We start from the raw sequence: 20,948 nt of genomic DNA, 5'->3' as shown, positions 1-20,948 counted from the left end.
GCCAGACCCACCCGACAACGGCCGGGTCACATGTATTTCATCTGGATGCGGATCGACTTGACCGAATTGCCGACGTCGACACCGACCTTGGTGTAGCTCGGCTTGCCCAGGTTGAAGATGTTTATAGAGGGATTGTTCGACATCGCCCCGCCATCTTCGGTGATGTCGGTCTTGCCGTTGCCATTGACGTCGTGGCGCACCGCGATGCCATAAGTGCCGGGCGCGGAGACGGGTACGCAGAAGGTCATCGTGCCCTTCTTGGCGGGCACCTCGATGCGCGAGAGCCACCTGCCCTTCTCGAGCCAGTCCTTTGCCGTGGCCTTGTAGCTCTGCACCCGGATATCGCCCTGACTGGTCTTGACGCCGTCGAGCGTGACCAGAAGCCCCGGACCCGAGGCACTGTTGCACTTGCTCAGATCGTTGCGAATCTCGCGATTGTACTGCGCCGCGGCGGGCACCGCAAAACCGGCGGCCACGGCCCCCATCGCGGCGAGAAACGTGAACTTGCCGATAGGCGTCTTCATTAGCTGCTTCATCTGCTCCTGCATCTTCCTTGCGGACGGCCGCCGTGCCTGCCTGCCCCAGTGGCAGCAGGCCAGACCCGGCACAAGGTCCGCATTTCATTTCGCTTTCCTGCCATCGGCGCGCTGAATGGCCACTTAATCCGTACAGACTGTTCGAGGACAGGCCGCGGGCGCGCACGCCCTCCGAGGAGGCTGCGCCTGCAATCGTAAGCGATGCAAATTGCCCGTTAACCACCGCTTGACCCATATCGCGTGTGGAAAACGCTGAGTCGTGCGCTTGTCGCCCCAAGATATGGTGCCCTATCTGCCATAATTAAGGAGCAAAGTTTTACATGACCACGCCGCTGATTTCGCCGTCCATCCTGTCCGCCGACTTCGCGCGGCTCGGAGAGGAAGTGCGCGCCATCGACGAGGCCGGTGCGGACTGGATTCACGTCGACGTGATGGACGGCCACTTCGTGCCCAACATCACCATCGGCCCGGCGGTGGTGAAGGCCCTGCGCCCGCACACCACCAAGCCCTTCGACGTGCACCTGATGATTTCTCCCGTCGATTCCTACCTCGAGGCCTTCGCCGAGGCAGGCGCGGACATCATCACCGTGCACCCCGAGGCCGGCCCGCACGTTCACCGCACTGTCCAGACGATCAAGAAGCTGGGCAAGAAGGCCGGCATCTCGCTCAACCCCGCGACGCCCGCCAAGATGCTCGACTACCTGATCGACGAGATCGACCTCGTCCTGATCATGAGCGTCAACCCCGGCTTTGGCGGCCAGAGCTTCATCACGAGCCAGCTTCGCAAGATCGAGGCGGTGCGCAAGATGATCGACAAGTCGGGCCGCGACATCCAGATCGAGGTCGACGGCGGCGTCGACGCCAAGACCGCGCCGCTGTGTGTCGATGCCGGTGCAGACGTCCTCGTCGCCGGATCGGCCACGTTCCGCGGCGGGCCCGATCATTACGCGACTAACATCCGCACCCTGAAGGGAGCGGCCTGATCCGGTGAGCCTCGATACCCGCCCCGACATCGAGACGCGCAACCCGGACGAGACCCGTCCGGCTCGCGATTGCGTCGATGACGGGGCCGACGTCAGCGTCGGCGCGATGAGCGCAGGGGTCGTGGACACCGCCTCACCCTCCCCCGGGCCAAACCCGGCCGTGACACCGGCCGAGCCCGCTGAACCCTCCGCTGCTGCCGAACCCGCTGCTCCGGTAGTCGATGCGGACCAGTCGGGCACCGGCCGCGCGCTCGCACTCGTCGATTTCTCCCCGCCGTCGGTCGGCGCAGGCGAACGCCTGATCCGCTTTGCCTATCGCCTCGGTGTACCGGGCACGATGCTCAGCTCCCCGTTCGGCAAGAAGGCGCGCACCCGCCTGCTCGCGACCGTGCACAATACCGTCCCGGGCGATGCCTGCGCAGGGACAGCGCTGCGCGCCGGGCACTTCCTCGTCCACGGCGCGAAGACCCCGATCGCACAGGTCGACTTCGCGGGCGCGGGCCGCGTCACGCCGCCGCTCGAGCGCGTGGTGCACTCCTTCGCCTGGCTCACCGACCTTGAAGCCTGCGGCCCGCGCGAGCAGGGCACCGCGACGGCCGAGCGCATTCTCGGCGCCTGGCTCCAGGCCAATCCCAAGCCGCCCGCCAAGCCCGGCAAGGGCCCGGCCTGGGCCGTCGGCAACACCGGCGCGCGGCTGATGAACTGGCTGGTGCACGCACCGCTGATTCTCTCGGGCGAAAAGGCCTTTCGCTTGCGCGTCCTCGCCCATGTCGCCGAGACCGCACGCTGGCTCGACCGCCACGTCCATTCGGCCGAGGACAAGCTCGCCGAAGTCTCCGGCTGGTGCGGCATCGTCGCGGCAGGCCTGCTCCTGCCCGAAGGCCGCCCGCGCCGCCTCTATGGCGAGGCCGGACTGATGAAGGCGCTGGGCGAGTTGATGGGCGACGATGGCGGCGTGCTTTCGCGCAGCCCGATCGCACAGATGGAGGCAATCGCGCTGCTGGTTCGGCTGCGCAACTGCTACAAGGCGACCCGCCGCGATCCCGAACCCTCGATGGAACGGGTGATCGAGATGCTCGTGCCTCCGCTTCTCGCGCTGTGCCATGGCGATGGTTCGCTGGGTTCCTGGCAGGGCGGATGGGCCGTCAGCGCGGCAGACGTAGAGGCATTGGTCAAGGCCAGCGAAGTGCGCACCCGCCCGCTGCGCGAGGTCCGCCAGTGGGGCTACCAGCGCGTCGCCGCGCACCGTACCATCCTCCAGTTCGACACGGCCCCGCCGCCGATGCCGGGCGATGCGCGCTACGGCTGCGCCTCCACGCTCGCCTTCGAGTTCTCGCACGCCGGGCACCGCCTCTTCGTCAATTGCGGCGGTGCGGCGAGTGGTGGCGGACTGGTCCCGGTCAGGCTCGAGCAGGGCCTGCGCGCCACCGCCGCACACTCGACGCTGACCCTCGACGATGCCAATTCGACCGCCGTGCTGATCAACGGCATGATCGGTGCGGGCGTCACCGCAGTCGACGTCGACCGCAAGACGCTCGAGCAGGAAAAGAGCGGCACCAGCGCCACCCGCCTCGAGGCCAGCCACAACGGCTATGCCGCCCGCTATGGCCTGACTCACCGCCGCATTCTGATCGTGCGCGACGACGGCAGCGAACTGCGCGGCGAGGACATGCTCCTGCCCGCCAGCCGCAAGGGCAAGCGCGGCAAGGTCGGCTTCGCGATCCGCTTCCACCTCGGCCCCGAGGTAGAGGTCGCGCTTACCGAAGACGGTCACGGCGCCGCGATCCTGCTGCCCGACCAGAGCTACTGGCAATTCCGCTCGGGCGCGGGTCCGGTCGAGATCGAGGATTCGCTGTGGGTCGACGGCCAGGGCCGCCCGGTCGCGACGCAGCAGCTCGTCATCCAGGGCATGGTCTCGCGCGGGGGCGGAAACTTCGGCTGGCTTCTCAAGAAGATGGGCTGATCGCGCGGGCCGCGCGATCACGGCTTCGCCGCAAGGCCTGTCCGACTGGCGCAAAAGTGACGTTTTTCCGGCACCGCGCCCTTGCCCCCTCGGCTTGCCCACCCTATGGGCGCGCGCATAGGAACACCGCTCCTGCGCCCGAGGAAAGCCCACAAGATGACCGATACCGTCCAGATCCGCCGTGCCCTGCTTTCGGTCTCCGACAAGACCGGCCTCGCCGAACTCGGCAAGGTTCTCGCTGATCGCGGCGTCGAGCTGGTCTCGACCGGCGGCACCGCCAAGGCGCTGCGCGACGCTGGCCTGACCGTGAAGGACATCTCGGAGATCACCGATTTCCCCGAGATGATGGACGGACGCGTCAAGACGCTGCACCCCAAGGTCCACGGCGGCCTGCTCGCCGTGCGCGACAACCCCGAGCATGCCGCCGCGATGGCCGAGCACGAGATCGGCGCGATCGACCTCGTTGTCGTCAACCTCTACCCGTTCGAGGCGACCGTCGCCAAGGGCGCGGACCGCGACACGATCATCGAGAACATCGACATCGGCGGTCCCTCGATGGTGCGCTCGGCAGCCAAGAACCACGCCTATGTCACCATCGTCACCGACCCCAAGGACTACGAGGGCCTCATGGTCGAGCTCGAGGCGACCGACGGCTGCACCACGCTGGGCTTTCGCAAGCTGATGGCCGCGCGCGCCTTCGCGCAGACCGCGGCTTACGATTCGATGATCTCGCAGTGGTTCGCCTTCGCCGACCAAGGCCTCGAGTTCCCCGAGATGCTCTCGGTCAACGGCCGCATCGCCACCCCGCTGCGCTATGGCGAGAACCCGCACCAGAAGGCCGCGCTCTACACGCCCGTCGGCCCCTTCACCAAGGGTCTGGCGCAGGCCGAGCAGATCCAGGGCAAGGAACTGTCCTACAACAACTATAACGACGCCGACGCCGCCTTCGAGCTCGCTGCGGAGTTCAAGGGCCAGAAGCCCTCGGTAGTCATCGTCAAGCACGCCAACCCCTGCGGCGTCGCGCAGGCCGACAGCCTGCTCGATGCCTGGGAAGGCGCGCTGGCCTGCGACGACGTTTCGGCCTTCGGCGGCATCGTCGCCGTGAACCAGACCCTCGACGGGCCCACCGCCGAGGCGATCTGCAAGATCTTCACCGAAGTCGTCGTCGCCCCCGACGCCGACGAGGACGCGCGCGCCTTCTTCGCCAAGAAGAAGAACCTGCGCCTGCTGCTTACCGGCGACCTGCCCGATCCGCGCCGCGGCGGGCTCAACGTCAAGCCCATCACCGGCGGTCTGCTGGTACAGGGCCGCGACAATGGCGCGATCGGCTTCGACGATCTCAAGGTCGTCACCGAGCGCGCGCCCAGCGATGCCGAGATCCGCGACTGCCTCTTCGCCTGGACCGTGGCGCGCCACGTCAAGTCGAACGCCATCGTCTATGCCAAGGACGGCGTCACTGCCGGTATCGGCGCGGGCCAGATGAACCGTCGCGACTCGAGCCGCATCGCCGCAATGAAGGCCACCGAGGCCGCCGAGAAGTTCGGCTGGGACAAGTCGCGCACCGTCGGCAGCGCGGTTGCCTCGGACGCCTTCTTCCCCTTCGCTGACGGCCTTCTCGCCGCAGCCGAAGCCGGTGCCACCGCGATCATCCAGCCGGGCGGCTCGATTCGTGACGACGAGGTCATTGCCGCGGCCAACGAGGCAGGCCTCGCCATGGTCTTCACCGGCATGCGCCACTTCCGCCACTGATCGGACGAGGGAACGCCGCGAAGATGCCGCTTCCCTGGTTCGGCCCGCTGGTCAGTCTCGGCTTTCTCGGCGGGTTCCTCGCCTCGGCGATCCTGCTGCGGCTGGGTCGCCTCGGGCGGCGCACGAAGTGGATCGCAGCGCTGGCGCTGCCGTTCGCATGTGCCGCCCTGCCGATACTGGTTCTGGCGCTGGCCTCGCTCGCCAGTGCCGCGATCGGCGGCTGGCAGCCTCCCGCATGACGCCCGACCGGGCCGCAAGCAGCTCGGCTATCCCCTTCGCAAGATTAGCAAAACACGCCTTCGCGTGACATTCGTTCCAGCGGTGAACTGCAGTTCACCGCAACAGCACAACGCCCCGTCGAGACACCCCGCCAAGAACGGGAATGTTCACTCGACGCTAAGCAAATTTGCGGCAAAGGGGCTCACACAAGTCGAACGGCAGTGCGTCCAGAACGCCTGCCAGTGACCCAACAACTGACCGGATCTGCCATGCTGCGCCACCTGAAAACCGAATTCGCCCGCTTCTTCGCCCTCGGCTTTGCCGGCGGTGCGGTGCTGGTATTCGGCGTGATGGCCGCCGATGCGCCCGGTTCGCTCGCCAGCAGCGTGGTTCCCCCGGCAGAAGCCGCTAGCACCCGCTGAGTTAGCCGCCGGCGGGCGCTGGGCCCGCCAAACGGCGTCAGCCCCCCCTGCGGCCTGACGTTGCGTCGCGCCCTGGCATCGCCCATATGGTGACCATGGGCACAGATTGTCATCAGCACGAAGAAGCCCGGCATGGCCATCAGGACCTGTCCGGCGATCATCTCGTTACCGCCGCGCGGGCGGTTCTCACCGAAGCCGGCGAGCAATGGACCGAGATGCGCGCGGACGTGTTCCAAGCGCTTGCCGACCGCAAGTCGCCCGGCTCCGCCTATGACCTCGCCGAGGCCGTTTCCGCCATGCGCGGCAAGCGCGTCGCTCCCAACTCGGTCTATCGCATCCTCGATCTGTTCGTGCGCACCAACCTCGCGCGCCGGGTCGAGAGCGCCAATGCCTATATCGCCAACAGCCATCCCGGCTGCCGTCACGACTGCATTTTCCTGATCTGCGATTCGTGCGGGCAGGTCGTGCATATCGACGACGACGCCCTGACCGGTGCGCTGGTCCAGGCCGCACGCGATTCCGGCTTTGCCGACGTGCGCCCGGTGGTCGAGCTGCGCGGTACCTGCGCGGCCTGCAGCTGACAGCGCGCCAGCTCCCTCGGATGCACTTGCAAAACACCGCAAGGCGAAGCGGCGACTCCGTCTTCTTGGGCACTACTCACCGCTCTTGGGGTTGTTGGAAAAGCACGCTTAATCGATGCGCGCGTTTGATCGACATGTTCGTCGTAACTGTGTAAGGCCCATGGAATGAATGCCGAACCGGCCACCCCGCTACTCGACACCGTCACCACCCCCGACGACCTGCGCCAACTCAAGGCCGACCAGCTGCAGCAGCTGGCCGCGGAGCTGCGCGCCGAGACCATATCTACCGTCGGCGAGACCGGCGGACACCTGGGCTCGGGCCTCGGCGTGGTCGAACTCACCGTCGCAATCCACTACGTCTTCAACACGCCCGAAGACCGTCTGATCTGGGACGTGGGCCACCAGGCCTATCCGCACAAGATCCTCACCGGCCGACGCGAGCGCATGCGCACGCTTCGCCAGGGCGGCGGGCTTTCAGGCTTCACCAAGCGTTCCGAGAGCGAGTACGATCCCTTCGGCACCGCACATAGCTCGACCTCGATCTCGGCCGCGCTTGGTTTCGCGATGGCCAACAAGATCAAGGGAGTCCCGGGCCGCGGCATCGCGGTGATCGGCGACGGCGCGATGAGCGCCGGCATGGCCTACGAGGCGATGAACAACGCCGAGGCCGCAGGCAACCGCCTGATCGTGATCCTCAACGACAACGACATGTCGATCGCACCGCCGGTCGGCGGGCTCTCGTCCTACCTCGCGCGGCTGGTTTCCTCGGGCAAGTTCCTCGGCCTGCGCGAACTCGCGCGCCGCTTCGCGCGCAAGCTGCCGCGCCAGCTCCAGGTCGCCGCGCGCAAGACCGACGAATTCGCCCGTGGCATGGCGATGGGCGGCACCCTGTTCGAGGAATTGGGCTTCTACTACGTCGGCCCGCTCGACGGCCACGACCTCGACACGCTCGTTCCCGTGCTCGAGAACGTGCGCGACGCAGCCGAAGGCCCGATCCTGATCCATGTGGTGACGCAGAAGGGCAAGGGCTACGAGTTCGCCGAGAAGGCCGCCGACAAGTACCACGGCGTACAGAAGTTCAACGTCGTCACCGGCGAGCAGACCAAGGCGCCTGCCGGTCCGCCAAGCTACACCGGAGTCTTCGCCAAGGCGCTGATCGCCGAGGCCGAACACGACGACACGATCTGCGCGATCACCGCAGCCATGCCTTCGGGTACCGGCCTCGACAAGTTCGCCAGCGCCTTCCCCGACCGCAGCTTCGACGTCGGCATTGCCGAGCAGCATGCCGTCACTTTCGCGGCGGGCCTCGCCGCGCAGGGGATGCGCCCGTTCTGCGCGATCTACTCGACCTTCCTGCAGCGCGCTTTCGACCAGGTCGTGCACGACGTCGCCATCCAGAACCTTCCGGTCCGCTTCGCGATCGACCGCGCGGGCCTCGTCGGGGCCGACGGGGCGACGCACGCCGGTTCGTTCGACGTGACCTATCTCGCGACGCTGCCCAACATGGTGGTCATGGCCGCCGCCGACGAGGCGGAGCTGGTCCACATGACCCACACCGCCGCGCTGCACGACAGCGGTCCGATCGCGTTCCGCTATCCGCGCGGCAACGGCACCGGCGTCGCCCTGCCTGAGACCCCGCAGCGCCTCGAGATCGGCAAGGGGCGGATCGTGCGCGGCAGCGACAAGAGCGCGGGCAAGGTCGCGCTGCTTTCGATCGGTACGCGCCTTGGCGAATCGCTCAAGGCCGCCGACGAGCTGGAAGCCAAGGGGCTGACCACCACCGTCGCCGACCTGCGCTTCGCCAAGCCGCTCGACACCGACCTGATCCGCCGCCTCATGCTCAGCCACGAGGTCGTGGTGACGATCGAGGAAGGCTCGATCGGCGGTCTGGGCGCACACGTCCTGACCATGGCCAGCGACGAGGGGCTCACCGATGCGGGCCTCAAGATCCGCACCATGCGCCTGCCCGACGTGTTCCAGGATCAGGACAAGCCCGAGAAGCAGTACGACGAAGCCGGGCTCAACGCGCCCCAGATCGTCGACACCGTGCTCTCGGCGCTGCGCCACAACAGCACGGGCGTGAAGGAAGCACGGGCCTGAGACTCAGACCGGCACCGTGCCCCCACGCAGAAGGCTGCTGAGCATTCTCTTCGCGGTGCTGGTCTGCGTGCCGATCGCGCTTGTGGTCGGCCTGTTCGCCGCGCTCTATTTCGGACAGCGCGCGCTGATCTATCCGGCACCCGCCGAGAGCGTGGCCATACCTCAGGGCTTTGCCGAGGTCCGCCTCGAGACCGATGACGGATTGCAGCTTCGCGCGGCCTGGACGCCGCCGCGCGAGGAGCGCCCGTCCATCATCTTCTTTCACGGCAACGGCGACACGCTGGCCGGTGCAGCCATGGCTACCGATGCCTTCGCACGCAGCGGCTACGGCGTTCTGCTTGCCGACTATCGCGGCTATGGCGGCAACCCCGGAGCACCCGACGAAGCCGGCCTGACCCGTGATGCCGATGCTGCTGCACGCTTCCTCGCCCGGCAGGGGATCGCACATCAAGGCACAGTGATCATGGGCGCCTCGCTCGGTACCGGCGTCGCGACGGCACTGGCCTCGCGCTGGTCGCAAGCGGGTGGGCCGCCCGCAGCGCTGGTGCTCGTCTCGCCCTTCACCAGCCTGCCGGATGCGGCTGCGGCAGCCTTTCCCTGGCTGCCCGTGCGCCGTTTCGTCCACGACCGTTACGACAGTCTGGCTACCATCGGCATGCTAGCCGCGCCGGTGCTCGTGCTCCATGCCGGGAACGATGCGGTGATCCCGCATGGTCAAGGCCGCAGGCTGGCCGAAGCCGCCCGGGACGGCACCTTCAAGAGCTTTGCGCACGAGGGGCATCAGCTGCAATATGGAGAGAGCGCGCAGACATTCACCCTGCGATGGCTGCGAAGCTACGGTCTCTAGGCTCAGTCCCGAACGGCACGCTCAGTCGGCGTAGATCATCTTGCGGCTCATCCCGCCATCGACGACGAACTGCTGCCCGGTGATGAAGCCCGCGCCCTCGCTGGCGAGGAACTCAACCGTCGCGGCAATGTCCTGCGGCGCGCCAACCCGGCCCACCGGATGCTGTTCACGGTCGATCCGGCGGTGCTCGGCGACCTCGCGCTGCGATGACTTCTGCCAGTCGCGCGTCTCGATCCAGCCCGGAAGCACCGCGTTGACGCGAATGTCGGGACCGAGGCTGACCGCGAGCGCATGGGTCATCGCGCATAGCGCGCCCTTGGCCGCAGCGTAAGCCTCGGTGTGCGGCTCGGACTGGTGCGCGCGGGTCGAGGCCATCAGCACGATTGCGCCCTTGCGGCGGCGCAGACCGGGGACACAGCCGCGAACGGTCAGAAAAGCACCGGTGACGTGGCTGTCCTGCCACTTGCGCCATTCCGCGAGCGAGAGGTCCTCGATCGGACCGCAATCGGGATCGGCAAGCCCCGCATTCGAGACGAGCAGGTCGATACCGACGTGGTCGTGCGCCTCGCTTGTCCAGGCGCGGACCTTCTCAAGCGCGGCGGCGACGGAATCTTCTTCGGAGACATCGCAGGAACACGCCAGCAGCGCCTCGCTGTCCAGCTCGGCTGCCAGTTCGTCGAGCGCTTCGATATCGCGATCGAAGGCCGCCACCCGCCAGCCCTGCCCGAGCAGATGATGGACGACGCCCTTGCCGATGCCCTGGGCACCTCCGGTAACGATCGCGATCCGCATGTCACATTCCCCTGTCGCATGGCTCGCCCCCTCGGGTGGTTCGCCGTAGCCATCTGGGAAATTCAACGCATGCGGATCGCGATTGTGCCCTCTCCTACCAGTCGTAGGCCTTGGGCATGTAAGTCCTGTCGAGGTTCTGGTAGCGCTCGCGCAGGCGTGCCTGATGGCTGTCGAAGGGCTGCTTGACCCCGTCGATCCACACCGAGACCGGCGCCGAGGACAGCTCGAGCGGATCGCCGTCCCACAGGACCACATCGCCCACCGCGCCGGGTGCAAGCACGCCTTCGGTCTTGCCGCCGTCCTTGCCACCCATGCCGCTGATCTCGGCGGGGATGGAAGTGATCGCGGCGAAGGCCTGTGCCCAGGTCAGCCCGGTGGCGCCCGGCATCCTGGTGAGCGCGACCATGTTACCCGCCTGCTCGGTGGCCCAGCGCGGCTGGTTGTCGCCCGCGAACATGCCGATCGCGACCTTCACGCCAGCCTGGACCATGCGCCCGATGTTCGACTGGGTCGAGCCCAGCACCTCGAACTGCTCGGGCAGGTCGCGCATCGGCGCGGTGATCACCGGTACGCCCGAAGCGGCGATTTCGGGAGCCACCAGCCAGCCCTCGGTCGCACCGACCAAGACCAGCTTGAGCGCCGGGAATTCGCTCTTGAGCGCAAGCACGGCGCGGATGTCGGAGGCGCGCTCGGCCATCACGTAAAGCGGCTGCTCGCCCTTGACCACCGGACCCAGCGCGGCCGCGTCAGCGTGGGTAAGCATCGCGTCGGACGCACGCTCGGCGCCGGCGGGCGTGCCGACCAGTGCCTTCGCCTCGCGCAGTGCATTGCGCAGCACGACCTGCGAGGCAACGCGGCTGCCGCCTGCAAGGCGTGCCCCGGTCTCGCCCAGCACCACGAACTGGAAGGCGCGGGCGTTGTCGACGATCGCGGCATCCGCGCCCAAATCGATCAGCGCCCCCTGGCCTGAAAAGATCGAATTGCCCGGATGGGGCGTGACGCTGGCGCGCGTGACCCCGCCCTCGCGGCTGACCGCGATGTGTTGGCTGCTCGGGTTGAGCGCAGGTACGACGTCGAGACTGGCGTTGAACGGGCTCTCGTCAGCGGCGGTGTCGTTGCTGTCACCGACCGCCTGGACGTCCCACAGACCAAGATCGGTCAGCGCGGAGTAAAGTCCGGGCGTCACCCACTTGCCGGTGCCATCGACAGTCTCGATCCCGGCGGGAAGGGCGATGCCGACACCGGCGGCCACGACCTTGCCGTTCTGGACGACGACACTCGCGCCCTCGACAGGTTCGCTGCCGTCGCCCTTGGCGAGCGTCGCGTTAGTGATGGCGATGTTCTGTGCCGAAGCCGCAAGCGGGCAGGCAAGCGCTCCAAGCGCTGCGGTGAGTGCGAGAATGCGCTTCATTTCACGTCTCCTTCACCGGGCTGGCCCAGCTCGAAATCGCTGACCGGGCGAAGCTTGGGATTGTCGGCGTCGAACAGCATCGCGCCATCGACCCAGACCTTCTCGGGCCGGGAATAGACCGAGAGCGGATCGCCGTTCCACAAGACCACGTCGGCCATCTTGCCTTCCTCGAGGCTGCCGGTCTTGTCGGCCACACCCGAGGCCTTGGCCGCATTGTAGGTAAACCAGCTGATGACCTGTGCGTCGGGAATGTCGATGCCCATGCGCCTGCCGGCCGCCTGCGCCTTGGCGGCGGCCTGGTTGAGCCGCTGGATGCCGTTCTGGTCGTCCGAGTGGATCACCACGCAGGCCCCGGCATTGGCGATCAGCGCCGCATTCTCGGGGATACCGTCGTAGGCTTCCATCTTGAAGCCGTACCAGTCTGCCCAGACCGCCGAGCACACGTCCGCCTCGCGCAGCATGTCGGCAACCTTGTAGCTCTCGACCGCGTGGTGGAAAGTGGTGACCTTGTAGCCCGCTTCCCTGGCCATATCGAGCACGAGCGCCATTTCCTCGGCGCGGTAGCAGTGGTTCTGGACGAGGATCTCGCCCTTGAGCACACCCTCGAGCGTCTCGTTGCCGAGATCGCGCTCGGAATGGTCGCCCTCCATGTAGGCCTTGGCATCGATCCAGGTCTGGCGGTTGACCGCGAAGTTGCCCATGCGCGTCGAGGGCTTCATCCCGCGCGAGCCGTAGACACGCTTGGGGTTCTCGCCGCAGGCCATCTTGAGCGAATAGGGCGCACCGGGAAACTTCATCTGCTGGACGGTGATCGCAGGCACGTTCTTGAGCATGACCGAGCGTCCGCCCATCAGGTTCGCCGAACCGGGCAGGATCAGCAGCGAGGTGACCCCGCCATTGGTCAGCGCACGGCTGAAGCCGGGGTCCTGCGGCCAGACCGAGTGTTCGGCCCAGACGTCAGGCGTGGTCGGGCTGGTAGCCTCGTTGCCGTCCGAACTGGCGTCGACACCGGGCGAGGCATAGTCGCCAAGGTGCGAGTGGGCATCGACCACGCCGGGCGTGACGAACTTGCCGGTGCCGTCGATGCGGTCGTAGTCGGCCGGGATGGCGAGATCAGCGCCGCCGACGGCGACGACCTTGCCGCCCGAAAAGAGCACTGTGCCATTGTCGATGCGCTTGCCGCGACCGTCGTAGACAGTGGCGCCCACCAGGGCGGTGGGGCGACCCGGGTAGGCCTTGTAGGTGCTGGGATAAGGATCCTTGTCGAAGCTGACCGCCTCGTCGCCATCCTTCTTCTTGGCATGAGCTGCCGGTGCAGTCGCGAGCGCGAGACCGAGCGCGACAACGCTCGCCAATCGCCCGAAGCGCGGTTTACCCCTCATCGCGTATTCCCCTGTTGAAATGAACCGGCCCGCTCGATCTGGAGCGGGCCGGGTCGGTAGCGTCAGTTGTTCTTGAGGTCCGGGTGGACGCCGCCCTCAAGCGCCTCCATCCCGGCTTCCGGCGATCCCGCGAGATCGTCGGAGACATTGTCGTCCTGCAAGGTGTCGAGGTGCATGAAGCGCTTCACCACCGGGCTGAGCGCGAGCACGGCAATGCCGATGCCGACGCCGTACCAGCCCACCGTCGAGTAGACGCCGAGCACCAGCTCCTTGCCGGCCTCGCCGCCTTCGAGCCCCTCACCGCCGGCGGCCTGCGAGATAAGACCCGCGGCGAAGTTGCCGGTCGCCGAAGCGAAGAACCAGGTGCCCATGATCAGCGAAGCCATGTGCGCGGGCGAGAGACGGTTCATCGCCGAGAGCCCGACCGGCGAAAGGCACAGTTCGCCGGTGGTGTGCAGCAGGTAGATCAGGAAGATGAACGCAACCGGCACGGCATTGTCCATGCCCGCAGCATTGGCACCGGCAACCAGCACGAGGAAGCCGAGGCCGACCTGGACCACGCCAAGACCGAACTTGAACGGGGTCGACGGCTCCATCCCGCGCCTGCCCAGCATCGTCCACAGCCCGGCGAAGAACGGCGCGAGCAGGAAAATGTAGGCAGCGTTGAGCGACTGGAACATCGAGGCGGGAGCCTCCCAGCCGAACATCACGCGATCGACTTCGCGGTCGGTGAACAGCGAGAGCGAGTTGCCCGCCTGCTCGAACAGCGCCCAGAACACGATCGAGACGAAGATCAGGAACAGCGCGGCGAAGATGCGGTCGCGGTCCTCGCGCGGGAGCTTGACCACCGAGTAGCCGATCACGCCGAGCACCAGGATCGCACCGAAGATGCCGAGCAGAGTGCCGACCACGGCCTGGTTCTGGACCAGCCACCAGCACAGCAGCACTGCCAGCAGGCCGACGCCGTAAAGCCCCCACTCGAGCCCCTTCGAAAGCGCGATCGGTGCCTCGCCGCGGCCCATGAGCAGCGGCTTGCCCCACATGAAGACCACGAGGCCGAGCAGCATGCCCACGCCCGCCGCGCCGAAACCGTAGGACCAGCCATAGGTCTCGCCCAGGTAGCCGCAGAGCAGCGAGCCGAGGAAGGCGCCGAGGTTAATGCCCATGTAGAAGATGGTGTAGGCCGGATCGCGGCGCGCATCGGTGCGGGTGTAAAGCTGCCCCACGATCACCGAGATGTTCGCCTTGAGGAAGCCCGAGCCCACGATGATGAACGCGAGCGCCAGCCAGAACACGTTGAGGCTGGCCGCATCCTGCCCGCCGGTACCCTCGAAGCCCATCAGGAAGTGGCCGAAGGTCAGTACGACGGCGCCGAACAGCACCGCCTTGCGTTGTCCGAGATAGCGGTCGGCAAGATAGCCGCCGAGCACCGGGGTAATGTAGACCAGTGCGGTATATGCACCGTAGATGACGCCGGCTTCGCCGTCGGAGAAGAGCCAGTGCTTGGTCAGGTAGAAGATCAGCAGCGCCCGCATGCCGTAGTAGGAGAAGCGCTCCCACATTTCGGCGAAGAAGAGGACGAAAAGTCCTTTCGGATGCCCCAGGATAGTGCCACGGGCATCCCCGCTTTCGGCAAATGATGTAGCCATCGACCCCGCAATTCCCTTAGTCTTGATAGCGTAATGTCTCGCCTGCAAACCGCAGTCGCGCCGGTCACGGCGCTTCCGGCAGGCGGAATGATGGCGCGAGCCTAGCGCCAAAACGCGGGTTGTGAAGGGGCCGCGCGGCCCATCGCGTGGACAGTCCGGGTCGTCGCGCCCGGAATCGCGAAAGAAACCGCGATCGGGGCCTTAGGCATTGCGCGAGAGCCCGCAAAATGGCATTTTCCGTTTAACTAGATGCGATTGGTCGCGCAATTTTATGATTCGATGTGGGATCGGCGATTTTTTTCGCCCTTGAACGAGGATACGTGACCGCCATGATCCGATCTGAACTTCTCCAGGCCCTTGCCAAGGAAAATCCCGAGCTGCGCACCGAAGACGTCGAAAGCGCGGTGGATACATTCTTCGACGAGATAGCCCAGCGCCTCGCCGATGGAGGCCGGGTCGAACTGCGCGGTTTCGGCGCGTTCTCGACCCGTCATCGCGACGGTCGTGTCGGTCGCAATCCGCGCACCGGCGAAAGCGTCGAGGTCCCCGAAAAGCGCGTGCCCTACTTCAAGCCGGGCAAGGAAATGCGCGCGAGGCTCAACGTAAGCTGAGCTTCCGCCCCTTCGCGGCAATCAAGGCCTTCCGCGCTGCTTTCGCCCGGTCTGCCACGCGCATTCCGGGCGCCTCATCTGAACGCAGCCAGTTCTGGACGCCAATCCGGCGAAAAGCGCGAGAGCATCGTGCAATTGCGTTGCCCGAGCCCGCGCGATCTGCCAGATCGCGCCCAGCAAGTGCACATGCGGGCGTGGCGGAATGGTAGACGCCGGGGACTTAAAATCCCCTGATCCTTGATCGTGCGGGTTCGAGTCCCGCCGCCCGTACCAGCACATTTCGGTCAGAAGCCCCCGAGCGAAAGCTCTCGAAGCCTGGGCTAGAGCCTGAAAAGGCGATCTTTTCTCAGTCAGGCCCGCAAGCCGCACACCTTGTCCCAAGTAACGCAGCGCGCTCGATCATTACATCTTGCACATGCGAAGGGCCGAACTTAGCATTCAGCCTTCCCCCAAGCATCGATCGAGACCCGGCATGGTAGAAATTCCCAAGGGACGACTCAAATGGCTGGATACCGCCAAGGGCATATCCATCCTGCTGGTCGTCTTCTGGCATGTCCTGCTGCTGTCCAAGTACGCGCAATTCACGCCGGAGAATTTCTACTTCTCGATCAATGACCCGCTGCTTTCGATCCGGATGCCCCTGTTCTTCGCGGTCTCCGGCTATGTCGCAGCCCATTCGATCAGCGAAACCTGGTCCAAGTACTTCCTCAAGCGCTTGTTTCCCCTGATCTGGCTCTATGCGCTGTGGACGGCGATCTACACCCTCGTCCAGTCGAAGTCTCCCAGTTACCTGCTTACGGCCTGGTGGTCGCCCGAATTGCACTTGTGGTTCATCTGGGCCCTGCTTGCCTATCGCATCTTCGGCAAGGTCGCGGGCCCGGCCCGCGCGCTTGCCTTGTGCTTCTTCGCGGTTCTCGCGCTGCTGTTCAGCTTCGATGCGACCACGCCCGAGTGGATAACCCCGATCCAGGCGCGCATGCCGCGCAATGCCGTGTTCTTCCTTGCCACGTTCTGGTTCGGGCGCAGCTTCATCCCGCATCTGGGGCACTACAAGTACCCGGTCTTTGCCGCAGGCGCGATTCTGGCCGCGATCAGCTACCGCCTCGACTTCATACCCGGTGTTTCGGTCGCCGGCGCAACGGCGGGCCTGGCATTCGCCGCGATCATTGCCGCCACCGTAAAGCCGGTGGAGGCCTTCTTCGAGTTCCTCGGCCGACATTCGCTCGAGATCTTCGTGATCCACTTCGCCGCGGTTGCGCATTTCCTCGCGATCATCGCCAGACTGCCGATCCCGCATGTCGCCGCCGTCCCTCTCACCACGCTGGTGGGCGCGCTTGTACCGGTTGCGATCCGCATGGTCAGCGACCGATTTGCGCCATGGCTCTTCGTGCCGCCAACCGATCGCATTCTCGCACTGCTTGGCAACCGAGCGGCGCGGCAGCGCACGCAGGGAAGGCGCGACGCAGTGCGCGGCGACACCCCGCTGACCGAGGCGGGAAAGTAGCTCGAGGCTCCGCCCTGCCCAGGATCCTGCCCTAATCGGGGCGGAACTTCATCGCAGCACCGTTCATACAATAACGCTTGCCGGTCGGCTTCGGTCCGTCACCGAAGACATGGCCCAGGTGTCCGCCGCAGCGCGCGCAGTGCACCTCGGTGCGTGCCATGCCGAGGGCATGGTCGGTGGAGGTGCCGACTGCACCGGGCAGTGGTTTCCAGAAGCTGGGCCAGCCAGTGCCGCTTTCGTACTTCGTGCGTGAGGAGAACAGTGGGTGGCCATCCGCTGCGCAGACGAACGTGCCCGCGCGGTGCTCGTCGTTGAGCGGGGAGGAATAGGGCCTCTCGGTCCCTGCCTTGCGCAGGATGCGGAACTGGGCCGGGGTCAGGCGGCGCTTCCATTCCGCCTCGCTGTAATGGACGGGGAAGCTGCGCGCCTCGGCATCGCCGGCACCGCAGGCGGTGAGTGCAAGGCTCGCCGCGCCGGTGCCGAGCCAGACCAGCGCCGCGCGGCGATCGAGCGCTGCGCCGGCCTGCAGCATACGCGTTTTCTCAGGCATGGTGAGTCTCCCTTGGCGCGGGTCCCAGCTTCTCTCGAGGAAGCACCCGCCTCCTGAGCCTAGGCCTGCGATGCTGCCTTTCGCCTGAACAACCGGCCGATCCCACCGCCACGCCCTTTTCGCGCACCGGCGCCGCCTGACTTCATCACGCGCTTTCGAAACAGTGCCGAACCGAGCCGCACCAGCAGCACGACCCATGCGCCCTGCCCCAGCACGGCAGCGAGATGCGGCAGCAACGCCGGGTCCTGCGCAGCACGTGCGAGCATCGCGAAGGGCGCGCTGAAGGGAAACAGCAGCGAGACGATCTCGATCGTGCTGCCCGGCTGAGTCATGGCGTAGCTGGCAAGGAAGAACACCAGCAGCTGCACCATGGTCACCGGCATCGACAGTGTCTGCACCTCGCGCACCGTGCTGGCGAGCGACCCGATGGCCAGGAAGACCGAGCCCAGCAGCAGGTAGGCGGTCGAAAAATAGACCACGCCCAGAACGAACAGCATCGGCCAGCCCACCGCAGGTTCGGTCAGGCTGGGCATGGCCGAACCGCCGATCACAAAGACCCCGCCGATGACCGTCGCCCAGGTGGCGATCCCGACCAGCGATACGCCGAGCATGGCGAAGAGCTTGCCCAGAAATACCGATTCCATCGGGATCGCGGCGGCGAGTACCTCGATGATCTTGTTGCCCTTTTCCTCGACGAGGTTGGAAAGGACCATGCCAGCCAGCATCATCGTCAACAGGAACAGCAGCATCTGCGCACTTTGCGCGGTGCGCAGCCGCCCGCGCAGCTCGTCTGCGCCACTGGTGACCGTTGGGGCCAGCGCGACCTCGGGCAGGACGAAAGCCGTGCCCGAGCGCGCGCGCGACACGGCCATGGCGACAGCCCCTCGCCAGGCCTCGATCTCGCGCCCGGGGCCGCTGAGCACGGGCGCATCGAGCGAACCGGACAGGATCGCCGCGACACCGGTCTCGTGAGCGGTCAGCAGGTTTTCAGGATTGGCACGCTCATCGGCATCGAGACCCGAAACGGCGACGATATCGGGCACGGCATCGCCGAGCTGCTCCTTGAGCTGCGCGCCTGCCTGCACGACGGCAGCGGTGGCTTCGGCGTCCATGACCACGCCGATCTCCTGCAGCTGGGCAGTCTGCTGGACACGCTGGCCGACCGATCCCGCCAGAGCGCCGACGATCAGCGGGAACAAGGGGCCGAGCAGGAAGAAGAAGAAAGCGCGGCTGAACAGGATCGCCATGAAATCGCGCCGGGCGATGACCCATGCCGCACTCAGCACGGAAAGACGCCCGCTATGCGCTTCTTCCTTGCGTAATGGTCCGCTCATGCGCCTGCCTCCACCGGATTGTCCTGTTCGAGCGCACGCGCCGCCGCCTCGCCCGCGATGGCGACGAAGGCATCGTGCAGGCCAGCGCGCTCGATCGAGAGCGAGAGAATGCCGGCCTCGCCCTCGATCAGCGCGCGCAGCAGCGGCTCGATCCCGGTCTCGGGCAAGGGGAAGAACCAGAAATTGCCCTCATGACGCGCGTCGCAGGGCAAGGCCGCGCGCCAGACACCATCGCGCTCACGAGTTTCGAGGCGGACCTGCGCCGGGATGCGGTCGCGCGCGAGATCGACCGGTCCCGCGAAGGGCACCTTGCCCCCGGCGATGATCGCGACTTCGTCGCAAAGGCGTTCGGCGTGCGCGATGACGTGGGTGGAGAAGATCACCGTGGTGCCCTGCTCGGCGAGGCCCCGGATCATCCGTTCGAGCCGCCCCTGGTTGAGCGCGTCGAGACCGCTGAAGGGCTCATCGAAAACGACGAGGCGCGGCCGATGGACGAGTGTGCCGAGGATCTGCACCTGCTGGGCCATGCCCTTGGAAAGCTGCCGGATCTGCCGGTCGGCGGCATGGCCCAGGCCATGCGTCTCGAGCAACTCGCGCCCGCGTCGCCGCCCTTCCCTGAGCGGCAGGCCGCGCAGTGCCCCGAGAAAGGCGATCGCCTCGACCGCCTTCATCGCTGGGTAGAGGCCGCGCTCCTCGGGAAGATAGCCGATGGCGTGGGCAATCTCGTGGGGCCGGTCGGAGCCGAGCACGACGCGTTCGCCCGCATCGGGTTCGATGATGCCGAGCAGCATGCGCAAGGTAGTGGTCTTGCCCGCGCCGTTGGGACCGAGAATGCCGTAGACCGAACCTTCGGGAACCGCGAGATCGACGCCCTCGACCGCGGTGACGCCGTCGAAGCGCTTGACCAGCCCGCTGGCATGGATCGCCAGAGGCGTTCCTTGCGCTGCGGCGTCCTGCGCGCGATTGCCCGACACCGACCAATCTCCTAGTGCAATGTTCATCGACCCCTCGACGCCTTCGACGTTTCCGTCAGGTCTGGAGCAGCCTTGGTTAAGACCAACCTAATCGAATTCCTCGAAGATCTCGAAGAGCAGGCCCGCGAACTCGGGTTCTGCGCGTTCGGGATAGCCTGCGCAAGCGAAGATCCTGCGCGTGCGAAAGGGCTCGACGAATGGCTTGCCGCAGGCATGCACGGATCGATGGGCTGGATGGAGGAGCGCGCGCACCATCGCCGCTCGCCGCAAGGGCTCTGGCCGGAGTGCCGATCGGTCATCGCGCTGGGCATGAGCTATGCCCCCGCGCACGATCCGCTCGCGCTCGCGGATGCTGGTACGACCGGGCGCATTTCGGTCTATGCGCAAGGCGCCGACTACCACGACACCGTCAAGAAGGCGCTCAAGCACCTGGCACGCTGGATCGTCGCCGAAGGGGAGCGGCGCGGTCTGGGCACCGACGGGAGCGGGAACGGCGGTCCGGTCGGGGTCAAGGTCTTCACCGATACCGCGCCCGTCATGGAAAAGCCGCTCGGCGCCGCAGCAGGGCTGGGCTGGCAGGGCAAGCATACCAACATGGTGAGCCGCGAACACGGCTCGTGGCTGTTCCTGGGCGAAATCTACACGACGCTAGAGCTGCCGGTAGCAAGGCCCGCGCGCGATCGCTGCGGCTCGTGCAGCGCCTGTCAGGACGCCTGCCCGACAAATGCCTTCCCCGCGCCCTACAAGCTCGATGCACGCCGCTGCATCAGCTACCTCACCATCGAGCACAAGGGACCGGTGCCTGAAGACCTGCGCGAGGGACTGGGCAACCGCATCTACGGCTGCGACGACTGCCTCGCGGCCTGCCCCTGGAACAAGTTCGCCGAGACCGCGCACCGCATGAAGCCGTTCCTGCCGCGCGCGGAGCTCACCGCACCCGCGCTGGCGGACCTGCTCACGCTCGACGACGCGGGCTTTCGCAAGCTGTTCTCCGGCTCCCCGATCAAGCGCATCGGGCGCGACCGGATGATCCGCAACTGCCTCTATGCCGCAGGAAACAGCGGGGAATCCGCATTGCTGGAGCAAGTCGAGCCACTGCTCGTCGATCCCGATCCGGTCGTCGCCGAGGCCGCCCGATGGGCCAGTACGAGGCTTAAAGCAGCGACTTGAGCGGCACGTCCTTGTCGGCAAGCGCCTCGCGGTCGGGCTTGGCGCCCGCCTCGACGAGCTTGCGGCCCTGGACGTAGTCCTTGACCATGTTGACGCAGTCGAGCGCGATCACGCGGCCTTGCCTGAGGTAAATGACCGAGAAGCTGCGTTCGTCCGGATCGCCGCGCATCA

At 66.4% G+C, this 20,948-nt stretch carries 20 protein-coding genes and 1 tRNA gene; 12 read left to right on the top strand and 9 right to left on the bottom strand.

The window, feature by feature from the left end; translation table 11 throughout:
* Positions 1–26: 26 nt before the first annotated feature.
* Positions 27–524: a DUF2141 domain-containing protein gene (locus I5E68_RS17100; RefSeq protein WP_197166345.1), complete on the bottom strand. Its 498-nt coding sequence runs from the start codon at positions 522–524 to the stop codon at positions 27–29.
* Between the two features lie 332 nt (positions 525–856).
* Between I5E68_RS17100 and rpe the strand changes: the two genes are divergently transcribed.
* From rpe to I5E68_RS17060, 8 genes are all read left to right on the top strand, one after another.
* Complete coding sequence (rpe, locus tag I5E68_RS17095) at positions 857–1,519, top strand: ribulose-phosphate 3-epimerase (protein WP_197166343.1); 663 nt, start codon at positions 857–859, stop codon at positions 1,517–1,519.
* 4 nt (positions 1,520–1,523) lie between these two features.
* Complete coding sequence (locus tag I5E68_RS17090) at positions 1,524–3,482, top strand: heparinase II/III family protein (RefSeq protein ID WP_370463786.1); 1,959 nt, start codon at positions 1,524–1,526, stop codon at positions 3,480–3,482.
* 156 nt (positions 3,483–3,638) lie between these two features.
* Entirely contained in the window at positions 3,639–5,231 is a 1,593-nt protein-coding gene (purH, locus tag I5E68_RS17085; protein WP_197166341.1) for a bifunctional phosphoribosylaminoimidazolecarboxamide formyltransferase/IMP cyclohydrolase, read from the top strand.
* A gap of 23 nt (positions 5,232–5,254) precedes the next feature.
* Entirely contained in the window at positions 5,255–5,470 is a 216-nt protein-coding gene (locus tag I5E68_RS17080) for a hypothetical protein (protein WP_197166339.1), read from the top strand.
* Positions 5,471–5,692: 222 nt separating this feature from the next.
* The gene (locus I5E68_RS17075) at positions 5,693–5,872 is read left to right on the top strand and encodes a hypothetical protein (RefSeq protein ID WP_197166913.1); all 180 of its coding nucleotides are present in this window, start codon (positions 5,693–5,695) and stop codon (positions 5,870–5,872) included.
* 95 nt (positions 5,873–5,967) lie between these two features.
* Positions 5,968–6,453: a Fur family transcriptional regulator gene (locus tag I5E68_RS17070; protein ID WP_197166864.1), complete on the top strand. Its 486-nt coding sequence runs from the start codon at positions 5,968–5,970 to the stop codon at positions 6,451–6,453.
* Positions 6,454–6,618: 165 nt separating this feature from the next.
* The gene (gene dxs, locus I5E68_RS17065; protein ID WP_197166337.1) at positions 6,619–8,553 is read left to right on the top strand and encodes a 1-deoxy-D-xylulose-5-phosphate synthase; all 1,935 of its coding nucleotides are present in this window, start codon (positions 6,619–6,621) and stop codon (positions 8,551–8,553) included.
* 16 nt (positions 8,554–8,569) lie between these two features.
* Positions 8,570–9,400, top strand: a complete 831-nt coding sequence (locus I5E68_RS17060) for an alpha/beta hydrolase (RefSeq protein ID WP_197166334.1) — start codon at positions 8,570–8,572, stop codon at positions 9,398–9,400.
* A gap of 21 nt (positions 9,401–9,421) precedes the next feature.
* On the opposite strand, the gene I5E68_RS17055 is transcribed toward I5E68_RS17060, so the two are convergent.
* From I5E68_RS17055 to I5E68_RS17040, 4 genes are all read right to left on the bottom strand, one after another.
* Positions 9,422–10,192 (bottom strand): SDR family oxidoreductase, encoded by a 771-nt coding sequence (locus I5E68_RS17055; RefSeq protein ID WP_197166332.1) that lies wholly within the window; start codon positions 10,190–10,192, stop codon positions 9,422–9,424.
* Between the two features lie 94 nt (positions 10,193–10,286).
* Positions 10,287–11,603: an amidohydrolase family protein gene (locus I5E68_RS17050; protein WP_197166330.1), complete on the bottom strand. Its 1,317-nt coding sequence runs from the start codon at positions 11,601–11,603 to the stop codon at positions 10,287–10,289.
* On the bottom strand, positions 11,600–12,985 hold the full coding sequence (locus I5E68_RS17045) for an amidohydrolase (protein WP_197166328.1): 1,386 nt from the start codon (positions 12,983–12,985) through the stop codon (positions 11,600–11,602). The genes I5E68_RS17050 and I5E68_RS17045 overlap by 4 nt, the downstream gene beginning before the upstream one ends.
* 62 nt (positions 12,986–13,047) lie before the next feature.
* On the bottom strand, positions 13,048–14,634 hold the full coding sequence (locus I5E68_RS17040) for a peptide MFS transporter (RefSeq protein WP_197166326.1): 1,587 nt from the start codon (positions 14,632–14,634) through the stop codon (positions 13,048–13,050).
* A gap of 329 nt (positions 14,635–14,963) precedes the next feature.
* Between I5E68_RS17040 and I5E68_RS17035 the strand changes: the two genes are divergently transcribed.
* The 3 genes from I5E68_RS17035 to I5E68_RS17025 all read left to right on the top strand — a co-directional run bounded on the left by I5E68_RS17035 (position 14,964) and on the right by I5E68_RS17025 (position 16,749).
* Positions 14,964–15,245: an integration host factor subunit beta gene (locus I5E68_RS17035; RefSeq protein WP_197166323.1), complete on the top strand. Its 282-nt coding sequence runs from the start codon at positions 14,964–14,966 to the stop codon at positions 15,243–15,245.
* A gap of 188 nt (positions 15,246–15,433) precedes the next feature.
* Positions 15,434–15,518, top strand: a tRNA-Leu gene (locus I5E68_RS17030).
* A 199-nt stretch (positions 15,519–15,717) separates the two neighbouring features.
* A complete protein-coding gene (locus tag I5E68_RS17025; RefSeq protein ID WP_197166321.1) occupies positions 15,718–16,749 on the top strand; it encodes an acyltransferase family protein in 1,032 nt (343 codons plus the stop codon).
* A 31-nt stretch (positions 16,750–16,780) separates the two neighbouring features.
* Here the strand turns inward: I5E68_RS17025 and msrB are convergent, their stop codons facing one another.
* The 3 genes from msrB to I5E68_RS17010 are packed head-to-tail and all read right to left on the bottom strand — an operon-like array spanning position 16,781 to position 19,634.
* Complete coding sequence (msrB, locus tag I5E68_RS17020) at positions 16,781–17,299, bottom strand: peptide-methionine (R)-S-oxide reductase MsrB (protein WP_228727309.1); 519 nt, start codon at positions 17,297–17,299, stop codon at positions 16,781–16,783.
* 59 nt (positions 17,300–17,358) lie between these two features.
* Positions 17,359–18,633 (bottom strand): ABC transporter permease, encoded by a 1,275-nt coding sequence (locus tag I5E68_RS17015; RefSeq protein WP_197166318.1) that lies wholly within the window; start codon positions 18,631–18,633, stop codon positions 17,359–17,361.
* Positions 18,630–19,634: an ABC transporter ATP-binding protein gene (locus I5E68_RS17010; protein WP_197166316.1), complete on the bottom strand. Its 1,005-nt coding sequence runs from the start codon at positions 19,632–19,634 to the stop codon at positions 18,630–18,632. Before I5E68_RS17010 ends, I5E68_RS17015 begins: the two co-directional genes overlap by 4 nt.
* Before the next feature lie 45 nt (positions 19,635–19,679).
* Between I5E68_RS17010 and queG the strand changes: the two genes are divergently transcribed.
* Positions 19,680–20,777, top strand: a complete 1,098-nt coding sequence (queG, locus tag I5E68_RS17005; protein WP_197166305.1) for a tRNA epoxyqueuosine(34) reductase QueG — start codon at positions 19,680–19,682, stop codon at positions 20,775–20,777.
* On the opposite strand, the gene I5E68_RS17000 is transcribed toward queG, so the two are convergent.
* A partial coding sequence (locus tag I5E68_RS17000; RefSeq protein ID WP_323982206.1) for an oxidoreductase C-terminal domain-containing protein occupies positions 20,761–20,948 on the bottom strand: 188 nt, incomplete at its 5' end. The two genes, queG and I5E68_RS17000, sit on opposite strands and share 17 nt — an antisense overlap.

It is taken from the genome of Novosphingobium aureum (assembly GCF_015865035.1).
In the GTDB taxonomy this organism is placed as follows: Bacteria; Pseudomonadota; Alphaproteobacteria; order Sphingomonadales; family Sphingomonadaceae; genus Novosphingobium; species Novosphingobium aureum.
The sequence above is the reverse complement of the archived record's forward strand: the minus strand, read 5'-3'. Positions and strand labels throughout refer to the sequence as shown.

Excerpts from the sequence above, each read along its gene's own strand:
- I5E68_RS17100 (WP_197166345.1), bottom strand. The coding sequence starts at position 524 with ATGAAGACGCCTATCGGCAAGTTCACGTTTCTCGCCGCGATGGGGGCC.
- I5E68_RS17080 (WP_197166339.1), top strand. The coding sequence starts at position 5,255 with ATGCCGCTTCCCTGGTTCGGCCCGCTGGTCAGTCTCGGCTTTCTCGGC.
- I5E68_RS17050 (WP_197166330.1), bottom strand. The coding sequence starts at position 11,603 with ATGAAGCGCATTCTCGCACTCACCGCAGCGCTTGGAGCGCTTGCCTGC.
- I5E68_RS17045 (WP_197166328.1), bottom strand. The coding sequence starts at position 12,985 with ATGAGGGGTAAACCGCGCTTCGGGCGATTGGCGAGCGTTGTCGCGCTC.
- msrB (WP_228727309.1), bottom strand. The coding sequence starts at position 17,299 with ATGCCTGAGAAAACGCGTATGCTGCAGGCCGGCGCAGCGCTCGATCGC.
- I5E68_RS17025 (WP_197166321.1), top strand. The coding sequence starts at position 15,718 with ATGGTAGAAATTCCCAAGGGACGACTCAAATGGCTGGATACCGCCAAG.
- I5E68_RS17070 (WP_197166864.1), top strand. The coding sequence starts at position 5,968 with ATGGGCACAGATTGTCATCAGCACGAAGAAGCCCGGCATGGCCATCAG.
- I5E68_RS17055 (WP_197166332.1), bottom strand. The coding sequence starts at position 10,192 with ATGCGGATCGCGATCGTTACCGGAGGTGCCCAGGGCATCGGCAAGGGC.
- purH (WP_197166341.1), top strand. The coding sequence starts at position 3,639 with ATGACCGATACCGTCCAGATCCGCCGTGCCCTGCTTTCGGTCTCCGAC.
- I5E68_RS17010 (WP_197166316.1), bottom strand. The coding sequence starts at position 19,634 with ATGAACATTGCACTAGGAGATTGGTCGGTGTCGGGCAATCGCGCGCAG.
- dxs (WP_197166337.1), top strand. The coding sequence starts at position 6,619 with ATGAATGCCGAACCGGCCACCCCGCTACTCGACACCGTCACCACCCCC.
- I5E68_RS17015 (WP_197166318.1), bottom strand. The coding sequence starts at position 18,633 with ATGAGCGGACCATTACGCAAGGAAGAAGCGCATAGCGGGCGTCTTTCC.
- I5E68_RS17035 (WP_197166323.1), top strand. The coding sequence starts at position 14,964 with ATGATCCGATCTGAACTTCTCCAGGCCCTTGCCAAGGAAAATCCCGAG.
- rpe (WP_197166343.1), top strand. The coding sequence starts at position 857 with ATGACCACGCCGCTGATTTCGCCGTCCATCCTGTCCGCCGACTTCGCG.
- I5E68_RS17040 (WP_197166326.1), bottom strand. The coding sequence starts at position 14,634 with ATGGCTACATCATTTGCCGAAAGCGGGGATGCCCGTGGCACTATCCTG.